18 protein-coding genes are annotated in these 21426 nt (G+C 60.0%); 9 read left to right on the forward strand and 9 right to left on the reverse strand.

Going from position 1 to position 21426, the window contains the following annotated elements; translation table 11 throughout:
- Positions 1 to 27 precede the first annotated feature (27 nt).
- Entirely contained in the window at positions 28 to 1170 is a 1143-nt protein-coding gene (locus G5S37_RS01405) for an FN3 domain-containing metallophosphoesterase family protein (RefSeq protein ID WP_165200005.1), read from the forward strand.
- Positions 1171 to 1229: 59 nt separating this feature from the next.
- Here the strand turns inward: G5S37_RS01405 and G5S37_RS01410 are convergent, their stop codons facing one another.
- Positions 1230 to 1778, reverse strand: coding sequence for a glutathione peroxidase (locus G5S37_RS01410; protein ID WP_165200007.1), 549 nt, complete (start codon positions 1776 to 1778; stop codon positions 1230 to 1232).
- A gap of 70 nt (positions 1779 to 1848) precedes the next feature.
- On the reverse strand, positions 1849 to 2526 hold the full coding sequence (locus G5S37_RS01415) for a hypothetical protein (RefSeq protein ID WP_165200009.1): 678 nt from the start codon (positions 2524 to 2526) through the stop codon (positions 1849 to 1851).
- Positions 2527 to 2573: 47 nt separating this feature from the next.
- Between G5S37_RS01415 and G5S37_RS01420 the strand changes: the two genes are divergently transcribed.
- From G5S37_RS01420 to G5S37_RS01445, 6 genes are all read left to right on the forward strand, one after another.
- On the forward strand, positions 2574 to 3194 hold the full coding sequence (locus tag G5S37_RS01420; protein ID WP_165200011.1) for a DNA-3-methyladenine glycosylase: 621 nt from the start codon (positions 2574 to 2576) through the stop codon (positions 3192 to 3194).
- A 294-nt stretch (positions 3195 to 3488) separates the two neighbouring features.
- Positions 3489 to 3830 carry a hypothetical protein gene (locus tag G5S37_RS01425; RefSeq protein WP_165200013.1) on the forward strand — a complete coding sequence of 114 codons (342 nt, stop codon included), beginning with the start codon at positions 3489 to 3491 and terminating at the stop codon, positions 3828 to 3830.
- Positions 3831 to 3897: 67 nt separating this feature from the next.
- The gene (locus G5S37_RS01430) at positions 3898 to 5376 is read left to right on the forward strand and encodes a Wadjet anti-phage system protein JetA family protein (RefSeq protein ID WP_165200015.1); all 1479 of its coding nucleotides are present in this window, start codon (positions 3898 to 3900) and stop codon (positions 5374 to 5376) included.
- Positions 5373 to 6032 carry a DUF4194 domain-containing protein gene (locus G5S37_RS01435; RefSeq protein WP_165200017.1) on the forward strand — a complete coding sequence of 220 codons (660 nt, stop codon included), beginning with the start codon at positions 5373 to 5375 and terminating at the stop codon, positions 6030 to 6032. The genes G5S37_RS01430 and G5S37_RS01435 overlap by 4 nt, the downstream gene beginning before the upstream one ends.
- Positions 6029 to 9376, forward strand: coding sequence for an SbcC/MukB-like Walker B domain-containing protein (locus G5S37_RS01440; protein WP_165200019.1), 3348 nt, complete (start codon positions 6029 to 6031; stop codon positions 9374 to 9376). Before G5S37_RS01435 ends, G5S37_RS01440 begins: the two co-directional genes overlap by 4 nt.
- A complete protein-coding gene (locus tag G5S37_RS01445) occupies positions 9373 to 10596 on the forward strand; it encodes a Wadjet anti-phage system protein JetD domain-containing protein (protein ID WP_165200021.1) in 1224 nt (407 codons plus the stop codon). The genes G5S37_RS01440 and G5S37_RS01445 overlap by 4 nt, the downstream gene beginning before the upstream one ends.
- Before the next feature lie 15 nt (positions 10597 to 10611).
- On the opposite strand, the gene G5S37_RS01450 is transcribed toward G5S37_RS01445, so the two are convergent.
- From G5S37_RS01450 to holA, 3 genes are read right to left on the reverse strand one after another with little or no spacing between them, the layout of a single operon-like run.
- Positions 10612 to 11154, reverse strand: coding sequence for a hypothetical protein (locus G5S37_RS01450; RefSeq protein ID WP_165200023.1), 543 nt, complete (start codon positions 11152 to 11154; stop codon positions 10612 to 10614).
- On the reverse strand, positions 11151 to 11681 hold the full coding sequence (locus G5S37_RS01455; RefSeq protein ID WP_165200025.1) for a hypothetical protein: 531 nt from the start codon (positions 11679 to 11681) through the stop codon (positions 11151 to 11153). The genes G5S37_RS01450 and G5S37_RS01455 overlap by 4 nt, the downstream gene beginning before the upstream one ends.
- The gene (holA, locus tag G5S37_RS01460; protein ID WP_165200035.1) at positions 11678 to 12823 is read right to left on the reverse strand and encodes a DNA polymerase III subunit delta; all 1146 of its coding nucleotides are present in this window, start codon (positions 12821 to 12823) and stop codon (positions 11678 to 11680) included. Before holA ends, G5S37_RS01455 begins: the two co-directional genes overlap by 4 nt.
- A gap of 135 nt (positions 12824 to 12958) precedes the next feature.
- Here holA and G5S37_RS01465 point away from each other — a divergent pair, with 135 nt between their 5' ends.
- On the forward strand, positions 12959 to 13420 hold the full coding sequence (locus G5S37_RS01465; protein WP_165200037.1) for a GAF domain-containing protein: 462 nt from the start codon (positions 12959 to 12961) through the stop codon (positions 13418 to 13420).
- A gap of 838 nt (positions 13421 to 14258) precedes the next feature.
- Here the strand turns inward: G5S37_RS01465 and accC are convergent.
- From accC to G5S37_RS01480, 3 genes are all read right to left on the reverse strand, one after another.
- A complete protein-coding gene (accC, locus tag G5S37_RS01470; protein ID WP_165200039.1) occupies positions 14259 to 15626 on the reverse strand; it encodes an acetyl-CoA carboxylase biotin carboxylase subunit in 1368 nt (455 codons plus the stop codon).
- Positions 15627 to 15730: 104 nt separating this feature from the next.
- The gene (gene accB / locus G5S37_RS01475; protein ID WP_165200041.1) at positions 15731 to 16258 is read right to left on the reverse strand and encodes an acetyl-CoA carboxylase biotin carboxyl carrier protein; all 528 of its coding nucleotides are present in this window, start codon (positions 16256 to 16258) and stop codon (positions 15731 to 15733) included.
- A 119-nt stretch (positions 16259 to 16377) separates the two neighbouring features.
- Complete coding sequence (locus G5S37_RS01480) at positions 16378 to 19965, reverse strand: proline dehydrogenase family protein (RefSeq protein WP_165200043.1); 3588 nt, start codon at positions 19963 to 19965, stop codon at positions 16378 to 16380.
- A gap of 163 nt (positions 19966 to 20128) precedes the next feature.
- Here G5S37_RS01480 and G5S37_RS01485 point away from each other — a divergent pair, with 163 nt between their 5' ends.
- Positions 20129 to 20707: a hypothetical protein gene (locus G5S37_RS01485; RefSeq protein ID WP_165200045.1), complete on the forward strand. Its 579-nt coding sequence runs from the start codon at positions 20129 to 20131 to the stop codon at positions 20705 to 20707.
- Between the two features lie 45 nt (positions 20708 to 20752).
- On the opposite strand, the gene G5S37_RS01490 is transcribed toward G5S37_RS01485, so the two are convergent.
- A complete protein-coding gene (locus tag G5S37_RS01490) occupies positions 20753 to 21421 on the reverse strand; it encodes a basic secretory protein-like protein (RefSeq protein ID WP_165200047.1) in 669 nt (222 codons plus the stop codon).
- Positions 21422 to 21426: the final 5 nt, after the last annotated feature.

The following is a 21426-nucleotide window of genomic DNA, read 5'->3' on the forward strand; positions in this document are numbered from 1 at the left end:
ACCGTGTGTGATGGGCAGTTCTCTGGCATGCCCGCAAAGTTCATTGCTTGCCTCGCTGTTTTCGGCGCGTGTCTTTCTCCTGCCTACGCCCAGGTCGAGCGCGTGTGGCTCACGCATCAGACGAATGATCCCTCGAGCATCGTGGTGAATTGGGAAACGGCGAAGCCGACTCCATCCGTGGTGAACTATGGACTCAGTGCGAAGTATGATCGCGTGGCCACGGCAGAAGGTCTGGCGACGTGGCATCACGTGGAGATCGCGATTCCGGAGAAGGATGTCGTGTGGCACTACTCCGTGGGCAGTGGTGAGCACGCGACCAAGGATGCCACTTTCAAGGGATTTCCGGTGGAGGAGTTGCGAGTGGCCATCGTCGGTGACTGGGGGTATGCACCGGGAAGGGACCTCAGTGCCTTGAAGAAGGATGATGTGCACCTGCTTATTACTGCGGGAGACAATGTGCCCAGCTTGCACGAGAAGGGGAGGGAGGGGGTAAAGGCCTTCGCCGCGCTCATCGACAGCGAGCCGGAGCTTTTTCGAAGCACGCCCTTTATGCCCATCCTGGGGAATCATGACAAGGAGGCAAAACCTCGCGGCCCCAAGCCACCGCCTGAGCCGGTCTATGATGTGTCTGCCTCCGCGTATCGTGAGTTCTTTGTGCTGCCGAGCGACGAATGGAAGTGGCACTTCGATATTCCCGAGTTCGACGCACGCTTCATCGCCACGGACATCCAGCACATCTCAGACATTGGGAATACCTGGCAGACCTGCCATCCCATTGATGCGCAGTCGGAGCAGTTTGTCTGGTTCCGCGATTTGATAGGCAAGAGCACGCAAGGATATGTGTTCAGCCTCATCAATGAGAAGCAGTCCTCGCTGGCTGGTGCGACGAAAGGCATCTGGCACGAGCAGTTTCGCAAAGGCAGTGCTCTCATCACCGGCTTCGGCTATTTCGCCGAGCGTGCCGAACTGGATGGCGGATTACCCTGTTTCAACACCTGCCTGAAAGGCGATGGTTCACCCTACAAGGATGCGAAGGCACAGTTCTTCAAAAGTGAGGACAACTACCTGCTGCTCACCTTCAAGAAGGGGGCGTCCAGCATGACCGCGCAGTTCAAGAACCTGCGCGGCGAGGTGCTGGATACGCGGGTGATTGAGAAGCGGAAGCTGTGAGTGACCCGCACAGACCCTTGTACAGTCGCGGCGCGGCGCGGACGAGTTGAGCACGGCGGCTATTTTGCTGCCAGCGCTTCTTCAATCGCCTTCAGCAGTCCGGCATCCGTGGGCTCCACATCCGGCTCGAAGCGCTGCAGGGGCTTGCCGTCCTTGCCGATGAGAAACTTGCCGAAGTTCCAGCCTACATCACCGGGGAATGCGCCATCCTTGCCGGTCAGCGCGGTATAGAGCGGGTGCTGCTCGGACCCCTTCACATGGATCTTGTCGAACATGGGAAAGGTCACCTTGTAGTTTGTGCTGCAGAAGGATTTGATCTCTTCATTGGAACCCGGCTCCTGTGCACCGAAGTCGTTGCAGGGGAAGCCGAGCACCACCAGGCCCTTGTCCTTGTATTGTTCGTAGAGTCCTTGCAGCCCCTGATACTGCGGTGTCAGGCCGCACTGCGAGGCCACGTTCACCACCAGCAGCACCTTGCCTTGGTGGGCCTTCAGCGAAGTGTCCTTGCCGTCGATGTCTTTGAGCGGGATGTCGAGAATGGTTTTGGAATCAGCAGCGAGCATGGTGGTGACGGCAAAAAGGGAGACAAGGGCGAGAAAGCGTTTCATAGGAAGAACGTGGCAATCGTGCCAGCAGGACACGTAAAAGGCAGACGGAACTTTCAAAAACTCCCGTAGGCTACGGCGTGTCGACCAGAAGAGAGGCTGTTTGTTTTCGATTGAATGCACGCACGATTTTGTCGCGAGTGTCCCTTACTTGCGCGCCGGATAATGCAAAGGCGGGGGCAGCGAATTGCATGTCCACAATGAACTCGATGACATACTCGTCGCTGTCGGCAAGCAGTCCGAACCGGATCATGCTTTGGGCGCCAGCGTCAGTTGCTTGAACGATGCGCATGCTCTTGTTAAGTATCTCGACATTCTTTTCGTCCGGTCGCGCAGTCTGCAGCGCGCGCACCGCTGCTTTATCGAGTTCGGGTGCGAACTCGCTCGCCGTGAATCTGCGTCCGTCAGGAGCGAGTGCCCAAAGAGTGCAGTCAAAAAACTTTCCCTGGTTGGTGATGGCTATCAGCGCCTTTCGACCGGGACCCCATGCGAAGATATGGCTATTTTTTGCAATGGGATAGGACGAGGTGGCGATGGAGGGTGAGACCGACTTTGCACCCTCCGTTTCGATGATGCGGAATTCCCACGCCTCCGACACGATCTTGCGCTGAATGGCATATCTGCCAGGCGGGCCAGACTCCTCAACGAGGGGCGGCATTTCCTCCGCAAGCAGATGGCTGCTCCAGACGCCCATCAGTGCCGCCAGGAAGGTCCAGGCGGCAAATGACTTTCGCTGGAGGGTGGTCTCCATAAGCTGTGGTGTTTGCATTTCCGTCCGGGAAGTTCAAAGTCAAGAAGATGCTCGGCCGCGACTTTTTCCAACGTGATGTGCTCACCGTGGCGCGAGAGCTGGTGGGTGTGGAGCTCGTGTGGCACGGGTGCAGCGGCATCATCGTGGAGACGGAGGCGTATGGTGTGGAGCATGATGAAGCCAGTCACGTCGTAAGCCGTCCAAGCGCGCGGCAGTTTGTGCTGAGTAACCCCCCGGGCGCGGCTTATGTGTACTTCAACTATGGCATGTACTGGCTCTTCAACCTGCTGGTCAAGGGAGGTCCACGCGATGGACTCATTCTCATCCGCGCCCTGGAGCCGGTGAGCGGGATTAAGGAAATGCAGAAGCGTCGTGGTCGTGAGAAAGTCATTGAACTGTGCAGTGGCCCCGGGAAACTTGCTCTCGCAATGGGCATCACCGGTGCTGACCATTGTACCCCCATGGCAGGACGAGGTCGGCCACCGGGCGTGGGGTTGCGCATTCCCAAGACCGGTCATGCGCACGATGTGGCGGAGGATATTCGTGTAGGCATCAGCAAGGCGGTGAATCATCCCTGGCGCTATCTAGCGCGCGGCAACCCGAACGTGAGCGTGCCGCATGGGAAGGTAAAACTTCCAGCGAGTCACACCGCGCCCAAATCAAAATGAAACAAGATGTCCCCCGAGCAGTACCCCGATAGCGAATTTCCGTGGACGATGTACTTCAATGGACATGAGATGCCGAGGTGGGCAAACTGCTGGCACCTTGTCCCGATCCTGGGTCGCGCGGAGGAACGCATGCGAGAATGGTCGTGCACAGCTGACCACAAGCGGCTGTGGAGGCTCAGCTGCAGGATCGATCACTGCGGTGGCGCCGAAAGTGAGGAGCCTGAAATCTTCCGTGTTTGCTGCACCACACTCATCTATCTCATGCTCAAAGACGAGCAGGCTATCCTTGAAGAAATGTCCTCCGAAGAACGATCCCTGAGTGTTGCTCCGAAGGAAATCTTTGCCGGCGTGCTGGATGGACTCTTCGCAATGAACCATCGCTGCCACCAGGATGGCTTTGCCTTCTGGACAAGTGGGTATGAATCGGATCGGCAATCCTTGTGCAAGTATATCAACCGTCACCAGCTCCCCATGGGGCACCCTGACCGTTTTGAAGCGCCACATGTCGGGACGTTCCGCCGGGAGAATCTGCACCATGCTGACTTCATGCGCCGTGACATCGTGGCTCTCCTTGGTAAACGACCGATACCGAAGGAGATTCGGCGGGCGATTCACGAGTTGCCCAAGGAAAGTTAGCAACTGGCTCTTTGTATCATTTGCCGAGTTGAGTTGAACCCCGTCCCAGCCCGAGTATGGAAGGCGGGTGCAGGATGCCTCTCTCAGCGAACGACTCGCGCGCACGGTGTCGGCGGACTTTTTCCGGCCGCTGACCCGTCCCTCAGCGCCGGTGTCGGTGGACTGTGCCCAGCGCTTGATCGAGGAGGCCGGATTGGCGGGCAGATTGCCTTTCAATGAGGCGCGACAGATCATCCGTGAAGTGCTGGTGAGCCATCCACAGGTCTCGCTTGCGGATGACGAGGGTGCCCTCCTCCGAGATGTGGGCCAGAGGGCCGGCATGTTCATGAACCGCCTGCTCGCGGCCGGCTGGCTGGAGGAGCAGACACTGGGCCTGCAGGATCGCCGCATCATCGTGACGCCCGGCCTGCGCTTGCTCATGGGTATGCTGCGGGCGCTGGCGGAGGATGAAATCGCCGAGTTGCGTACCTTTGCGGATACCTTGCGTGGGGTTTGCGAAACACTCGAGCGACCCCAGGTGCTGGATGCGGATGCGCATACCGGCGACTCACTGCGCGCGACAATTAATGATCTCAGTCAACGGCTCGACCTCGCGGTGAATCAGCTCTACTCGGTGGAGAAGCTGATTGCAGGATTCGAAGCCCAGCAACGCCAGTCGGATTCCCCCGCGCAAACGTTGAAGCTCTTCTACCTCGACTTTGCCCAGGGGCAGCACATGGTTTGTTACGATGTGTTGAGCAAGGGTGGTTTGCTTTCACGATTGCGTTCTGCAAGAGCCCTCGTGGCGGCGCAGCAGGATGATCCTCTCGTGCGTGAGCGGCTTGCAGAGGGGATACGCGAGCATTTTGGATACGATGCGCCGGAGTCCGTGTTGCGTGCCCGGCAGGTATTGGCCACACTGGAGCGCAGTCTTGGTGGTCTGGGCGACATCGCGCGCGCCATCGATGAGCGGATGGCGGCTTTCAATCGCCTGTCCCAGCAGCGCTACCGTTACCAGACCGAAGTACGCGGCAGGCGGCCGGAACTGGTGAAGGCTTATTGCGAAGCGATCAATGCTGCCCACAATGGCACGCATTTCCGCGACCTGTCGAACATGCCCGCGGACTTCAAGCCGCTGTGTCCGGAGGTGAAGCTCTTCTTCGGCACTGGCGCCTTGTGGAAAGGAAGAAACCGCCGTCCACCGGTGGATCTCAAATTCAACGCTGGCCGCGCCACTCCCGAAGATGAAGCCTCCGCGCTGGAAGCCATGCGCCAGCGGCAACGTCTTGCTCTCACACCCATGCGAGCGGCGCGTCTGGTATCGAAGATGCTGCCGGGCAAGAAGGCTTCTGCCGGCACCGATGCCTTCCGCGTCAGCAGCACGGATGAACTGCTGGACCTGCTGGCGACGGTGGCCTACGACCACGCGCAGGATGAGCAAGGGCGCATGGTGCGCTGGAAGATCGCGAGCGAGCGTCAGAAGTCCGGCATGCAACCCGAGAAGGTGGTGCGCGATGAACAACTCGAGTGGAAGGTGGACCGCTTTACCCTGACAAGAACTTCATGACGATTGAGCGAACGGATCCCCTGTGGCCCAGCTTCTGGCACGATGTGCCCGTGGATGATCGTGCACCCATGCGTGATATCCTTGCCGACCTGCTGAGTCACGGGGTGCTGCTGGGAGATACCGGCAGCGGACGCGAACTTCTCCTGGTGGCGCGTGAGCATCAGCATCGGCTTGCCGATTACCTTGCGCCGTTGGGATTGGAACTGGTGCTTGATGAAGAAGTGCCACTGCTGCAGGCACGGCCACGCATGGAGTCTTGCCAGCTTCTTGGTTCCTTCAGCAAATATGAAACCCTCATGCTGCTCACCCTCTGGCGTGTGTGGGATGAGGCGCAGACGGGTGGACTCAGCTCCGCAGTCACGCTCACGCTGGATGAGTTGTACGAGAAGCTTCGTGTGTATTTTGAAGACATCGAACGTCCCGAGCGCACACAGCTGGAGGATGCGCTGGGCAAATTGAAGCGGCACCGGCTTATCCGCACTCGTCGCCCGGATGATTCCGAGGCTCCTGGTGAAACCATCATCGAGGTCCTGCCTTCGCTCGCGCGTGTGATACCTTTTGATTCCATCGAACAGTGGGGTGAGCGCGCTCAACTGGTCTCGCCAACCGCGGCCACAAGTGAGGAAGCTTCGACTGGAGGTGCGTCCGCAGTATGAATTCACCCCGTCGCATCACCCTGAGCCGCATCGTGGCGGTGAACTGGTATGGGTATCGTCAGTTCATTGATGTGAATGGCCTTTCGCTAATCACTGGAGCGAATGGTTCCGGCAAGAGCGCGCTGTTGGACCTCATCCAGTTCGTCATGCTTGGGGAACAGCTCAGCCGCTTCAACAAAGCGGCGGCCGGCGCGGGCAGCGGGCGTACGCTGCGTGGTTACTGTCTCTGTGATACCAATACCCTCAGCCGCGATGGCAACGAGCGTTTCCTGAGGTCGAGCGGCGTGACGTTTGCGGGACTGGAGTTTGCGGCGCCCCCGAATGCCAAAGGCGAAATTCCACGGCAGACCTGGGGAGCGCGTATTGAGTATGATAGCCCCACGGCGAAAGGCAGTGTTCGCTGGTTCCGCGCGCCATGCCGATTGGAGAAGGCTGATTTCCTTCGCGTGGATTTGCATGGCGAGGAGGAGTTCCTGTCTGACGAAGAATTCCGCGTGCATCTGAAGCGCGACCTGGAAGGGGATTGCTGGGAGCACCAGCGCACCTACTTGGAGGAGATGCGGCAGCGCACCGGCCTGCACTTTGACCGGGAGCAGATGAACAAGACGCTGCCGAAGGCCATGGCATTCCAGCCGGAGAGCAACTTTGAGGCATTCATTCGCGACTACCTCTTGGAAGTTTCCCTCCCTGATGTGCGGGCTGTGAAGGCAAGCGTGGAAGCGCACAATCGCGCAAAGCTCCACCTGGAGAAGATGCATGATCAGCATCAGCGTCTGGGGCGCATCTGCCAGCTTCATGACGCAGCAGCATCACATCGCCGGGAGTCTTCCTTGTGGTATCACCTTGCGGATGCCCTGCAGCATGAAGAGGCGCTGGAGAAGCTGGAGGGTGCCCGCCAGACCTTGCGGAAGATCACGGAAGACAGCGCGCAGCAGGTGCGCGATCGCGAGGATGCCATCGCCGAGCGCAATGAACTGGAAGACCAGCTTGCGGAAGTGCGCCTCGTGGTGGGCAACGACTCTCAACTCGCCCGACTCAGTGAGAACCGTGAGAAGCTGCGCAAGCTGAAGGAGGAACTGACTGAGCTGCGAGAGGCACGTAAGACGGCCTCGCAGTTCCTGCAGACGCATGGCATGCACTGGAAGAACTGGCTGCGCCTTGCGGAGTCTCTGCATGTGGATGTCCCGCGCGAGGTGAATGAGCTGCTGGGCGTGATTCGTGGTAATGATGAATCAAAGGGGCTTGATGCCGTGGCACGTCTTGGCAGGCAGGGAGATGCGCTGCTGGAGACTGCACGGGAACGCCTTCGCGAATTGCGTGCCGAGGTCGAAAGGCTGGAGTCACGTGAGCGTGAACTGCAGCGCGATCTGGAACATTATCGCGAGGGCCGGTCAGCGCCTTCGCCACTGCTGGATGCCCTGCGTGCGCGTGGTCAGAAAGTGTCGGCCTTGGGGCGCGTGGTGGAGGTGAAAGCCGAGGCGGAGGCCTGGTGGCCACTGCTGGAGAGCCTGCTTGCGCAGGACAGGCAGGCCATCCTGCCGGAAGACTTCGCCGCCGCCTGGGAAGAAGCGCAACGCACGCCCAGCCCGGGCGAGCCGCTCATTCATCCGGAAGAGGTCCGCGCGAAGGCGGCCAAGAATGCCGTGCAGACAGGCAGTGTGCGCGAGTTTCTGGAGACGAAGCATGCGGGCGCTGCTGTTTATCTGGATGGCCTCCTGGGTGATCTCATGCCTGTGGATCACACGCATGGCCTCACCCAGCATACGCGGGCCTTGAGCCGCGATGGCTGGCTGAAGGATCCGCCGCGCCGTGTTCGCCTCGTTCCTGCGAAGGAACTCACCTTGGGTGAGGAAGGTCTGCGTCGCATGCGTGAGGTGCGCGAGACGGAACTGCGCACCGTGCGTGAGCAGCTCTCCGTGGCGCGCCGCCAGCATTCCGACTGGCAGGGCTGGGCCAATCAGGCGGAAACTCATGGTCTGATACACCCCACACCACCGGATGTGGGTTCCGCTCTGCGCCGCCTGCCTGAGGTGGAGAAGGAAAGTCATACGCTGGATGAGACCATCCGCCTGCTGGCCACACCAGAGCGCGAGGCGACGGTGGAGAAGCTGCGCAAACTTGAGTCTGCTTTCAAGGGGGCCTCCGAGCGGGCCATCCGTCTGGAAGAGCGTCTTGGGCATCTGGATTTGCAGCAACGGGAACTGCGGGAGCGCATTGCCACGCTGGAGGAGGAGGAGAATTCACTTCACCTCAGCAGGCATGCCAGCCGCGCCAAGCTTACGGGCGTGCTGGAGACAGACATCGCCTCTCGCCTCACCGCCGCCAAGTCCGAGAAGGGCTCCTGGACGAAGCGTCGCGAGACCGCCATGGTCGTGGCCAATCACGAGGCGAATCGCGCCGCGGAATCCACACGGCAGCGGGATGCCGAGCGTCAGCAGTTTGCCGTGGCGCATCCGGATATCGCGGAGGCGTTCGATGCGCAGGAAGAAGACAACGAGCGCTACGCCTCACGTCTACGCCAGCTTGCCGAGCAGGAGCTGGATCGTTACAAGGCAGAAGCCGCGCAGGCGCAGAAGGAGTGGGAGGAGCGTCTGCAGCATCAGGTGCTGGACGTGCTGAAGGAAAAGCTGGATGAGGCCGACCGCACCAAGCGCGAGCTGAACAAGGCGATGGCCCATGACATCGGCGGCATGCGCTACCAGATCACCAGCCAGAAGGATCGCACGCACACGGCCATCTGGGAACTCGTGGACGGTGGCATCCCGACGGGTGAGCAGCTCGCCCTCTTCAACCATTCCAAGCGGGAGGAACTGGAGAAGGCCAAGTTGGAGCTCATGGCTGCCATCGAAGCGGCGGATAATCCCGAGGACAAGCGTGGTCAGCGTGCCCTGGACTACCGCTATTACCATCACTGGGACATCGAAGCCCGGCCTACGGGCAAGGGCGATGGCGCGGCCATCTCGCTGAACAAGAGTGCGAAGAAGCAAAGCGGTGGTGAAAATCAGGCGCCCTTCTTCGTGGCCACCCTTGCGGCGTTCCATCGCGTGTATGACGTGAGCACGCCCAACGGCCCGCCGACCTTGGGCCTCGTGGTCATGGATGAAGCCTTCAGCAAGCTCTCTGGCGACCGCATCGATGACTGTCTGGAACTCGCCCAGAACTTCGGTCTGCAACTCGTCATGGCCTTCCCGGAAGACCGCCTTCCCACCATGATTGAGCATGCGGATACCGTCGTGCAGTGCCGCGTGGAGCGCACTTATGATGATGCCACCGGATCTGTAAGCGACATTCAGAACTGGGTGGTGCGTGTGGATCGTGATCGTCTGCGGGAGGCCTTTGCATGAAGCCCCCGGCCTGGCTGCGCGAACTGCATCGCCAGTGGCAGTCCGCCCGCGGTGCGCGGGCGCAGCAGGCCAGTCGGACATTTACGCGTGGTTGGGAAGACCTGCTGGACGCCGCAGGGATCATGTCCGCAGACGAGCGTCTCGTTGCGGAGCGGGAGGCAATCGCACTGGAGCGGGAAGGCAGGCTCAAGCTGGTGCGCCATCGTTATCGAAAGTATCGCGTCGAGAAGGTTGCGTTGCCACTTGAGTCCGAGGCATGGCTTGTTGGTTTGTTTGGCGAGCAGACGGGAGGTGAGAAGCTGGAGCAGTGTGTCGCGATGCTCAAGCATTGGAACGTGCAGACGCATCCGCGTTTTCCCGAGTCGTGGGGCGACCTGTGTCACAGGGTTTCGGAGGCGATGCACGCTGGCAAATCAGTGCGACCATTCTCGTGGCGTCATCCCAGACTGTTTGGCGAACTGCTGGGTTCGTTGTACGCACTGACTTCGAGGGAATGGCCTCCAGGCACCCATATGCGCGTTGCGAGTGAAGAGCTTGGTTGGGGATCGAAAGCCTTGGAAGAACATCGCGCAGCGTTGGAAGCAGGCCTTGGAGTGCTGTTCGGAGAGCCTTCGCCACTGGAATCCCTTGGTCTCGTCTGCACGCGCAGCCATGCGCGAGTTCAGGGTCCACTCACCCTTCATTTCGAAGATGGCACTGCGCATACCATCTCCAATCTCCAAGGTGAGACGACCATCACGCATGCGGATCTCCAGCGGGCGACCCATATCACCACCACCGCAGCGCGACTACTCAGCATCGAGAATAGCAAAAGCACCTTTGCAGACGCCTGCGCGGTGAACCGGAGTGGCGATACCCTGCTTCTCGCTACGTCCTATCCCAATGCCGCCACGCTCCGCCTGCTGGAGCTGCTGCCTGAGGAGCTTCCCCATGTTCACTTCGGCGATACCGACGTTTCCGGCTATGCCATCCTCCGTGCGCTTCGGCAGCAGAGCGCGCGTCCGGTGCAACCCTTCTTGATGGCGTGGGAAGATGATTTGGCCTCCAAGGCGCTCAGTGAGCATGATCTTCGTTTGTTGCCCATGTTGTTGGAGGGAGAGGTATTGGCGGATTGTCGCGAGCATCTTGAGCGCATGAAATCCGTCGGGCGCAAAGGCCGGTTTGAGCAGGAGCGCTATGGTATGCCGAGGCTGTTGGAATGGCCGTTTTGGAACCCTTGATGCCCGGAGCTTGCCTCAATCCGGTCGATTGGTGCTCTTTCGAGCCATCGGAATTCCACCCCGGCCTCTTGGTCCGTTGGTATTGATGAGAAGTTCGTTCTTATCATGCTCCTGTACGAAGACCTGCATGGAATGATTGTTCCCCATCTTGAGAACCACAAGGAAAGCCCGTGCTGTGCCCCAGTGGCTCCACATCGGTTCGTCGCAGGAGCCATCAGGAAAACCTATGTCAGCGAAGCCCCACATCGTAATGCGCATGTCGGCATCAATGACGACGCGTTCGCTTCCATTTTTCGAGATCCACTCCCCTGGCAGGTGGCGCTTTTGGCGATATTCACCGAGCCAGTACTCCATGTCCCGAGCGGGGATAAACAGCTTCCCTTTCGCGCGTTGCAACCACTCCGGTGCTTTCTGCCAGAGGCCCTCTCCGCTGCTGAAGAACTCGTTCCCCATGTCACTCTTTCTCGCAACCCAGTAGGCGCCGATGTAGGCAGCGAACAGGCCGAAGACTATGACTACGGCTAGACAGAGTTTTTGAACGAGGCGCACATCGATCAAGGAGTGTGCGCCTTTTGTTGTTTGCGCAGGATCAACATGCTTGGCCGCTTGTCGATAGTGATGTTCAGAAGCGAGGGTTCGTCCCCATTGACGTACACACGTGCGTAGACTGTGCTGCCTGTGTGTTCTCCAAACATCAAATATGCTTTGGCCACGCCACAGTGCTGGAAGGTGGTGGCATGCGACGAGCCATCGGGAATGCCATCTTTGGCAAGGCCCCAAAGGGTCACGTGATAGTTTTCATCGATCACCGCGCGGCATTTCGGATTTTCAGATAGCCATTCCCCAACGATATGACGGCGTTGCTTCTCCTCTCCAGCCCAGTGTTCCAGCCGTTTTGCCGGGGCGAGTAGTTTGTTCTGGGCATCATGCAGCCACTCAGGGTACCACTTGTAGACTCCTTCCTCGGAATTGTAGAACTCCATGCCCCACTTGCTGTGGTTCACCATCCAGTAGAAAGCCAAATAAGCGGTCAGCAGAGCTGCCAGAATGGCGAGAGCAATGCCGATGCGCTTGAAGGCTTTCATGCCGCCTTCCTCTGACCCGGCTTGCTCAACATCCCCACAAGGAACCGCTCTAGAACCAGTTGCGGATCAATGCTCGTGGTCACCAGCTTGAGATTCGCATCCAGGCACGCTTGCAAAGCCGCACGCAGTTCAGCAGCAGTGTATTTGGAGCTCTCTCCGAGAGCGAGGAACACGGGATACACATTCAGCCCGCTACCGTCCTTCTTCTTGGGAAGATGTGAGGTTTCAGAAGCAGGCAGTTTGTCCAATGCAGAAGCGAAGGCAGGGTAGGCGGTGCGTGGCAAACGGGGATGACGGGCCACCAGATCCGCGGCGAGCAGCATGCTTTTCACACGAGGTACAATCGCGGCGAGCAGGATGCCGATGGGGCTCTGCCCCTGATAGACCAGCGTGCGCACCAGCTCCAAGGCACGACGCAGGTCGCGCTTGCCCATCGCATTGCCGAGTTCGAAGATCACGCCGGCGCGGTTGAGCGGCACCAGGAGGCGTACATCGTCCACGGTAACGCGTGTGCGTTCGCCGAGGTAGAGACTGAGCTTTTCCACCTCGCTGTCGAGCTGGCGGGTGTCTTCACCGGCCAGATGCACGAGCATCTCGATGGCGTCATTGTCGAAGGTGATGCCGAGGTCGCGGGCGCGACGCTCCACCAGCGGGATGACTTCATCCTCCCAGCCCGTTTTGCTCGTGTCCGGCTTGTCGAAGGTGCGTAGGTCCGCGAGCTTCTGGATGCGCTTGTACGCACTGCGGCGCTTGTCCACGGCGGAGGCGCTGAGAAGGAACTTCACCTCAGGCGGAAGCTGCTGCTCCACGTAATCCAGAATGTACTCCATGCCCTCGCTCGCGGCATTGGTCTTGCCCACCTGGCTATCGGCGAGGAAGTTCACATTCTTCAGCCACACCAGCTTCCCACCGCCAAAGAAGGGCAGAGTCTGCAGCGCATCCAAGGTTCGGCGCACAATCTGCCCGCAGTGCTCCGCGCTCTCCGCGATGCCTTCGATGACGTCCACGCCGAAGTCGCCCGCATCTGGCGGCGAGAGCTCGCGCGAAAGCCGGATCGCAGCCTCCTTCATGAGCGCTTCATCCGTACCCAGCACGGCGATGAAGTTCGAGGAAGCGGCAGAGGCGGATTTCTTGGGTGGCATGGAAGACGGGGAGAGGAATACGGGAAAAGGGGCGAGGGGTCAACGGTCAAGGAACGGGCAGGTCAGGACCGCGACGGGAAGTCGATTCAGAGCCCAGTTGACTCCCGGTCCTGTTGCCCGTTGACTCGCCCCACCATGTCTTCCCCAATTTCCCAGCTTCTCTCCGCTTCCCCCATCGACTGGCAGGCCGTGCTTGATGCCGTGGTGGCTGATTTTTCTGGAGCCACAGGCACCCTGCATAGGGTGGATCCCACGGACGGCCTCCTGAAGATCGTGGCGCATCGCGGCATCCCGCCGCAGCTCATCCCGGTAATCGGCACCATCCCCGTGGGCAAAGGCATCGCCGGTGTGGCGGCGGAGCGCCGTGAGCCGGTGGAGCTTTGCAACCTGCAGCAGGATCTCGGCGGCGTGGCCAAGGAAGGCGCTCGAGCCACGAATGTACAGGGGTCTCTTGCGGTGCCGTGCCTGGACGGTGAAGAGCTGCGAGGCACGTTGGGTGTGGGACTCTCCGTGCCGCATGATTTCACGGAAGAGGAGAAGGAGCGACTGCTGGCACTGGGGCGCGAGGTGGCGGGAAAGCTCGATGCTGAAGCGTGACGACGGAAATAGTTAGAATTTTTCCATAAAACATCCTTTTTGTGCGTTGAGATATGCATGAGTGCTTGCTTCCGCCTTTTGCTATTCCTCCTGATTTCGCTGTCCCTTCCGACTCCCGGTCATAGTGCGGTACAGACTTTCACGTTGAACACCGGGAAGAAGATTAGGGCGAACTTGGTTGCGGTCACAGGCGATAGTGTGATCTTGAGCCTAGAGGCAGGTGGGATAATGACCGTCAAGCTGGACAGCCTGTCTCCCGCAGACCGTCTTGATGTGCAGAACAGTCCCGCTGGCCGGGCTACAGGAGCACCAGCGACACCTCCCCCGTTCGTGCAGCCCGCCTCTCCTACGCCACTGAAGGTTGCCTGGACGCAAAACCGTGTCGGAAACAAACTCCAGCCCACTGATAAGAATGTTCTGGACGGCGGCAATTTTGAAACCTTCACGTGCCGCTTCGAAATCACGAATGCAGGCCGGGCCCGCCTCGAGGGTCTCGAGCTGTATTACGAACTTCACTGTCGTTTCAAGTCGCGCACGGGAGGGAAGGACGGAAGCATGCGCACCGTGAAGGGAGTGCTTCCAGTCACCGCGCTTGAGGGGCTCCGCTCTGTTAAAGTGGACACGCTTCCAATGCGGATGAGTGCCATGGCCTCCCAAGACCTGCGAGTAGTCCAAGGTCGCACGTACGATTCGGGCCGCCGAAATCTCTCCGTGGAGGAAATTGAAGGGGTGGTCGTGACCATAGCCCAGAACGGATCCTCAGTGTTCCGGTATGTGTCACCCGGAATTAAGGATACTGTCAAACCATGAATGAGACGGCTGAGGAGCCGACGACGCCTCAGCCCTTGTCCTTCATCCCCTCCTGACGGAGGAAATTCTCCACCCAGGTGATGTCATACTTCCCTTGTTGGAAGTCGGCAGTGGTGATGATCTTGCTCTGGAGCGGGATCGTGGTCTTGATGCCCTGAATCATGAACTCACCCAGCGCGCGGCGCATGCGGCGGATGGCGGCATCACGCGTGGCAGCGGTGACGATGAGCTTGGCGATCATCGAGTCATAGTGCGGAGGCACGCTGTAGCCGGAGTACACGTGGGTATCCACGCGCACGCCGCGGCCACCGGGAGCGTACCACAGGTCGATGCGACCGGGGCTCGGGGCGAAATTGCGAGAGGGGTCTTCCGCATTGATACGGCACTCGATGGAGTGGTGGCGCGGGGTGCTCTTCAGAATGTGCTGGGAGAGCGGCAGACCGGCGGCGATCTGGATCTGCTCCTTGATGAGGTCGCAGCCGTACACCTCTTCCGTGATGGGATGCTCCACCTGGATACGGGTGTTCATCTCCATGAAGTAGAAATTCTTCCCGTCGTTGTCCACAAGGTACTCAATCGTGCCGCAGTTCTCGTAGCCGATTTCCTTGCAGAGCTTCACCGTCGCATCGCCCATCGCCTTGCGCATCTCGTCCGAAATCTTCGGGGAGGGGCACTCTTCGATGATCTTCTGGTTGCGGCGCTGCATGGAGCAGTCGCGCTCGCCGAGGTGAATCACATTGCCGTGGCTGTCCGCCACCACCTGGAACTCGATGTGGTGCGGGCGCTCCACGAGCTTTTCCATGTACACGCTGCCGTCGCCGAAGCACTTCAGCGCTTCCATGCTGGCCTGCTGGTAGCTGGAGCGGAGGGTCGCCTCATTGAGCACCGGGCGCATGCCGCGACCACCACCACCGGCGGTGGCCTTGATCATGACCGGATAGCCAATCTTGCGGGCGATTTCGAAAGCCTGATCTTCGCTCTCGATGATGCCGTCCGACCCGGGAGTGATCGGCACACCGAATTTCAGGGCCGTGGCGCGGGCGGTGTTCTTGTCGCCCATCATGCTGATGACTTCAGCTGAGGGTCCGATGAACTTGATTTTGCACTGCTTGCAGATTTCCGCGAACTCGGCCTTCTCAGAAAGGAAGCCGTAGCCGGGGTGGATGGCGTCCACATTGGCAATCTCCGCCGCGGCGATGATGCGGGGGATCTTCAGGTAGCTCTCCGAGCTCGGTCCGGGTCCGATGCAGATGGCTTCATCCGCGAGATGGACGTGCATGGAGTCCACGTCCGCCTCGGAATACACGGCGACCGTTTTGACATCCAATTCTTTGCAGGCGCGGATGACGCGGAGGGCGATTTCGCCACGGTTGGCGACGAGGACTTTGCGGAACATGAAGGAGATTGGCCGGGTAAACGAACTGAACTGGGGACCGGTGGGTCTGGGCTGCCGGGGGGAGGGGAGTCCGTCAGCAGCCCGGGTGAAAGGAGGACAGGGTCTTACTTCAGCTCGAAGAGGGGCTGTCCGTACTGCACGGGCTTCGCGTCATCCACGAGGATGCGTACAACGGTACCGCGGGCTTCGGCCTTGATTTCATTCATCACCTTCATGGCCTCGATGATGCAGACCGTCGTGTTCTCATCGACCGTATCACCCACATTGACGAAGGGCTTGTCGGTGGGACTGGCGGAGCGGTAGAAGGTGCCGACCATGGGGGAGTTGATGGTCGGACCGGCAGGTTCCGCAGCTGCGGGGGCCGGAGCAGCGGATGGGGCTGCGGCCGGAGCAGGAGCCGAAGCGGCAGGGGCGGCGATCATGGGGGCTGCCATGGTGGCGCCCACGGGAATCTTGGAAAGGAGGTCCTTGGCGGCCTCTACATCCGAGCCGCGACGCAGTTTGATCTTAAAAGACCCATGTTCCAGGTGGAAGAAAGACAGGTCGTTCTTGCTCATCAAATCTACGATCTGCCGGATCTCCTTGAGGTCCAGCCCTTGGGGGTCTTTCGGATGGTTGGTGTCGTTCTCCATGGATTGGAAAAGAATGGAGGGGACTGGAAGCTAGGATGCCCAAAATGGCAAGAAGGAAGTCACAAGGTCGGTTTCTCCAACTCCCTGTGTACTATGGGGTTTTCGCCTTGAAATGGGGCCTATTTCGGCTCCGCGCGCGCCTCTCCGGACCTCAGGCCGAGGTTCCCGTACCGGTGGTAGTCGAAGCTTAGGCTCTGCTCCTGCACGTACCAGAGCAACTCAGCCCGGCCCTCCATGAGCACGGGGGCATCGGCGAGGAAAACATTCGCTTCCGCCGCCGCCCGCCGGATTTCGAGCGGCACCCGGTCCGCAGCCGCGTAGCGCACCCGGTCTGTCTGCCCACTCGAGATGGCTTGGGCCAGCTCAGCATCCGACTCCTCCACGAACTCGATCGCCCCTGCCCAGTCATCGGTGGCCGTTTGCAGACGGGTGAGGGCTCTCCATTCCAGATGGAGCGGGCTGCTCACCGTGATGCGGCAACCTGCCGACCGTGCCGCTGCCACCCGGGCAAAAAGGTCAAACGAGGTGTCATCCGGATGCAGGCGAATGCGCAGATCGGACATGGGCAGGTAGCGCCGGAGATTGTCCTGGCCGGGCAGTCGGAAATCATCGTGCTCCACCCCAAATTCCTCCGCCCATGCCCGCTCGTAGCTGGCGAAGGCGGCGATGAGGCGGGAATTTTCCGTGAGATTCAGCGTGTCCCAATCCTGCAGGGCGGCCAGCAGCCGGGCCATCTCGCCATCAGGTCGCGGGGTGGAGGGTGTGGCAGGGATGGTCTCGCTGAACTCCATGAACTGCGCCACGTAGTTCGGTCCGCCCGCCTTGATGCCGGGGCCGAAGGCGCTCTTTCCCATGCCGCCAAAGGGCTGGCGCAGGACAATGGCGCCCACCGTGGTGCGGTTGATATACAGATTCCCCGCTCGAATGTCGGCGCGCCACTCAGCCTGCTCCCGGTCGTCCAGGCTCTCCAGCCCGCTCGTGAGGCCGTACCCGGTCTGGTTCACCAGGGCGATGGCTTCGTGCAGTTTTTCATAGCGCATCACGCCCAGCACTGGGCCGAAGAATTCCGTGAGGTGCGTGTAGCTGCCAGGCTGCAACCCCCACTTGATGCCGGGAGACCAGAGATGGGGATTTCCCTCCAGCCGCTGTGGCATGAGTGCCCAGGATTCACCCGGCTCCAGGGTCTGCAGGGCATTTTCCAAATCTCCCGAGGGTGGACGGATGAGTGGCCCCATCTTGGAGGTGAGGTCCCAGGCGGAACCCACTGTAAGGCTCTCCGTCGCTTCGACCAGAGCGCGCTTGAACTGGGGATCATCATACACCTCCGCCTCCAACAGCAGGACGGAGGTGGCTGAGCACTTCTGCCCCGCATGGCTGAAGGCCGAGTGCAGCACGTCTTTGATCGCCAGATCGCGATCCGAGAGCGCCGTGATGATAGTGGCATTCTTCCCGCCCGTCTCCGCGCTGAGGGGCAGGGCGGGATTTTCGCGCAGCATGTGCAGCGCCGTCTCCGTGCCTCCTGTGAGGATGACGGCATTCACCTTGGGGTGTTGCACCAGCGCGCGTCCCTCGGAGCCACCGCTGCACGGCAGGAACTGCAGGGTGCGGCGCGAGACTCCAGCGCGCCAGAAGCACTTGCAGAACTCCCATGCCACCAGCACCGCGTCGGAGGCGGGCTTGAGGATTACCGTGTTTCCCGCCGCGAGGGCAGCTGCGACACCGCCACAGGGGATGGCGATGGGGAAGTTCCACGGCGAGACCACGACCACCACGCCTTTACCTCTGGCGGTGAGATGAGGTGATACACCCTCCATCCACATCTTCGCGGTGGCAGCGTAGAATTCCGCGAAGTCGATGGCTTCGCTCACCTCGGGGTCGGATTCGGTGAGGACTTTGCCTCCGTTCGCCATGGCGGCGCCCATAAGGTCGGCGCGTGCTCGGCGCAGTTCCTGGGCGACCCGCTTGAGGATGGTCTGTCGCTCGGTGGGAGTCAGGGCGCGCCATCCATCGGGATCCTTCGCTGCGCATTCCACGGCACGTGCCACGTCTTCCGCACTGGCCTGACGATAGCGACCTACCACCACGCCCGGTCGTGAGGGATCCGCGCACTCGCGGACTTTGCGGTCCGTGAGCAGTTCTTCGCCATCGAGTACCAAGGGAATCTCAGTGGCTTGATTGCCGGAGAGAGGCTCCCATTTCTCAACAATAGACGCTGCCCACTCGGCGTGATGGGGAAGGGACCAGTCTGTGTCGGGTTCATTCCGGAAGGGACCTGCCGGTGGCGCCTCGGCGGGCAGGCGGCGATCCTGCGTGCGCCGTGGCGCGTCGTTGAGATCCGGCAGCAAGGCGAAGGACTCGCGGAATCCCTTTTCCAATTCATGCCACTCGGCGCTGCCCGAGGAGAGCTTGAAGGCGTGCCGCAGGAAGTTTTCCTCACCTGTGTTCTCATCGAGCCGGCGAATGAGGTAACCAATCGCGCTCAGGAAATGTTCCTTCCGGCAGACAGGTGCGTACAGCAGGAGGTTGGGCGCTTTCTCAAACAGGGCACGGCGTTGATGGTTTGCCATGCCCTCCAGCATTTCGAACTGCACACGGTCAAAGGCGTTGCGCTCATGTACCAGCGTCCACGCATAGGCGACATCGAAGAGATTGTGGGAGGCGATGCCCAGTCGCACGGCAGCGAGATTCTCCGGTGTGAGCCCCTCATGCAGCATGCGCTTGTAGTTCGCATCCGTCTCCCGCTTCGTCTTGTAGGGTGCCTGAGGCCAGTCCTTCAGAGCCGCCTCGAAGCGCTCCATCTCCATGTTCGCGCCTTTCACGAGGCGGATGGTCACGGACGCCCCACCGGCGGCAACTCGCTTCCGTGCCCAATCATTGATCGCGCGCTGCCATCGCGCGCTGTCCGGCACATAAGCCTGCAGCGCGATGCCGGCGCTCACCTTCTCCAGGCCCGGACGATCCAGCGTGCGCATGAAGACTTCACACGTGAGGCTGAGGTCCCGGTACTCCTCCATGTCGAGGTAGATGAACTTCGGCACGCGTGAGCCATCGGCGCGCCTGAAGATGGAACGCGCTGCGCTGCGGTAGAGCCGCTCCAGCCGATCGCAGACGGTCACGATGGTGTGCTCACGTGCCAGGGGGGACATTTGCGAGTACAGCGTGGAGATCTTCGCGGAGAACACCTCCGTATCCGGCGCCTGCAAGGCCTCCAGGTACTGTTCCATCCTTCGCTCCGCTTCCGCCTCGCTGAGGATGGCTTCGCCGAGGAAGTTCACATTCATGCGCACGCCCTGTTCACGGCGCTGGCGCAGGTGTTCGGCCAGGAGCTCGGGCTCTGCGGGCAGGATCACGTTGGCCGTTTCCTGCTGCATGTGATCCTTCACCATCGGCACGGAGACGCCGGGCAGCCAGCCGCCGAAGGTCTGGAAGCCGCGCAACATGGCGCGATCCAGGGGGCTGAAAAAGCGTGGGATACCCTGCACATCCAGGATGTGGGTGAACTGATCCACCACACGGGCGGACGACTTCGCGCGAAATGCCTGATCCGTGAGCTGCACCAGCGTCGCCTTGTCCGTGGCCGTTTGCAGCATGCGATCCAGTTCCGCCTGCTGGCGACGCTCTGCGGAGGTCTGCAACTCTGTGGCGCGCTGCTGGAGCTCTCGAGCGACATCAAGGGCACGTTGGATGGAGGCGGCTTGTTCAGACATCTGGATGATGGGCGTCTAGCCCGATGCTCAGGAGTGATGCCTTGTTATTGGAACAAAGCTGTTCTTTCGAACCTGATGGGTGTACATGGAGACCAGCCTCCCCGTGCTTTTGTGGTCTTGACCACGATCGCGTTGGGAATCATCCTCCTCTCGCATAGCATCCATGAAGAACCATACGGTCTCCCAAAGGTTTTGGTTAGTCCTCATCCTCGGCAGTGTCTGTGCTTGGGGGTCTGTCTTTGCACAGTCAGGTCCGGTGATTGAAGTGTCCGCTGCGCATGGTGTGCGGGTCAATGGCATGCTGCTTACGCCCGGCCCGTGGGCTGAAGGGCTGGCAAAACGTCTCAGTGATGAGCCAAAGTTTTTCGAACTCAGGGGCACGTTCATTGAGTTTAATAAGAGCGGTATCATCATTCCCAGATATGGCAGGGCCGTACAGTTTGTGCTTCCGTTCAATGATGTGGGGCTGGACAAGAAAACACCCATTAGTTTTACGGGAACAGTGGCTATTGAAGGCGTTACCCTGAGAAATATGGAAAAGAGTTCCGTGGACGACGTCCTGAAGTTGCTTGAGGCCAAAGGTATGATTCCTCAGAAGGGTGATTCCGAACCTGCGTCCAGTTATCGGTTCGTCATGGGGAAGGCAATCGTCACGTTTGCTCCAGGTAAACAACGGCAAATGAGCAAAGTATGGATTCAGTGGAATGATTCTGAGCCTGACCCAAAGGAGTATCTGCGATAGGTTAAGACAGCAGGTGCAAGTTCATGGGAGAACTTCCATTGATCGTTATTTGGGTTGGGTGGTGAGGAACTCCTTCCAAAGCGTCTCCGCATCCGCGCCGCACAGTTCTTTGAACTTCTCCGGGCTGTAAGTGCCGTCGTGAGAGGCGGTATTCAGCTTGCGCACCAGATCCTTGTCCCTGGTCTTCTTTTCTTCCAGCCAGATGAGGAAAGCGGCGGCAATGCCATAGCCCTGCTTGTAGCTGTGCTTCACACGGTCGATCCGATGCGTGCGCTTGCCGGGCTCGAAATGCCGGTCGCGCGTGTAGTCCGCGATGCCCTCCGTGAGCCACCAGTCACCCTTGCCCTTGTAGTTCTGCACCACATGCGTGAGCTCATGGATGACCATGCCGTAGTCATCTGGCGCTTTCTTGGTGACCCATTCCTCTGAGATGGTGATCTCGTTGTTCACCGTGCCGGCCACGCCTTTCATCGGTTTGAAGACAAGTTTCACCTCGGGATAGGGCAGCGGATGACTCTCTCCGAAGAGGATGTTGTTGAGCTTCGGGTACCATTCCTCCACGAGTGTCTTCGACTTCTCCGCGAAAGCCTGGCACTGCGGCGCCTGGCTGTAGTCCACGGTGACGGTGAACTTCTGCTGTGCAGATGCGACGCCGCACAGGGATGAGGCAAGAAGAGCGATCAAAAGTCGGAAGCGGTGGCTGCGAGTTTGCATGGGGA

It is taken from the genome of Roseimicrobium sp. ORNL1 (assembly GCF_011044495.1).
GTDB lineage: Bacteria > Verrucomicrobiota > Verrucomicrobiia > Verrucomicrobiales > Verrucomicrobiaceae > Roseimicrobium.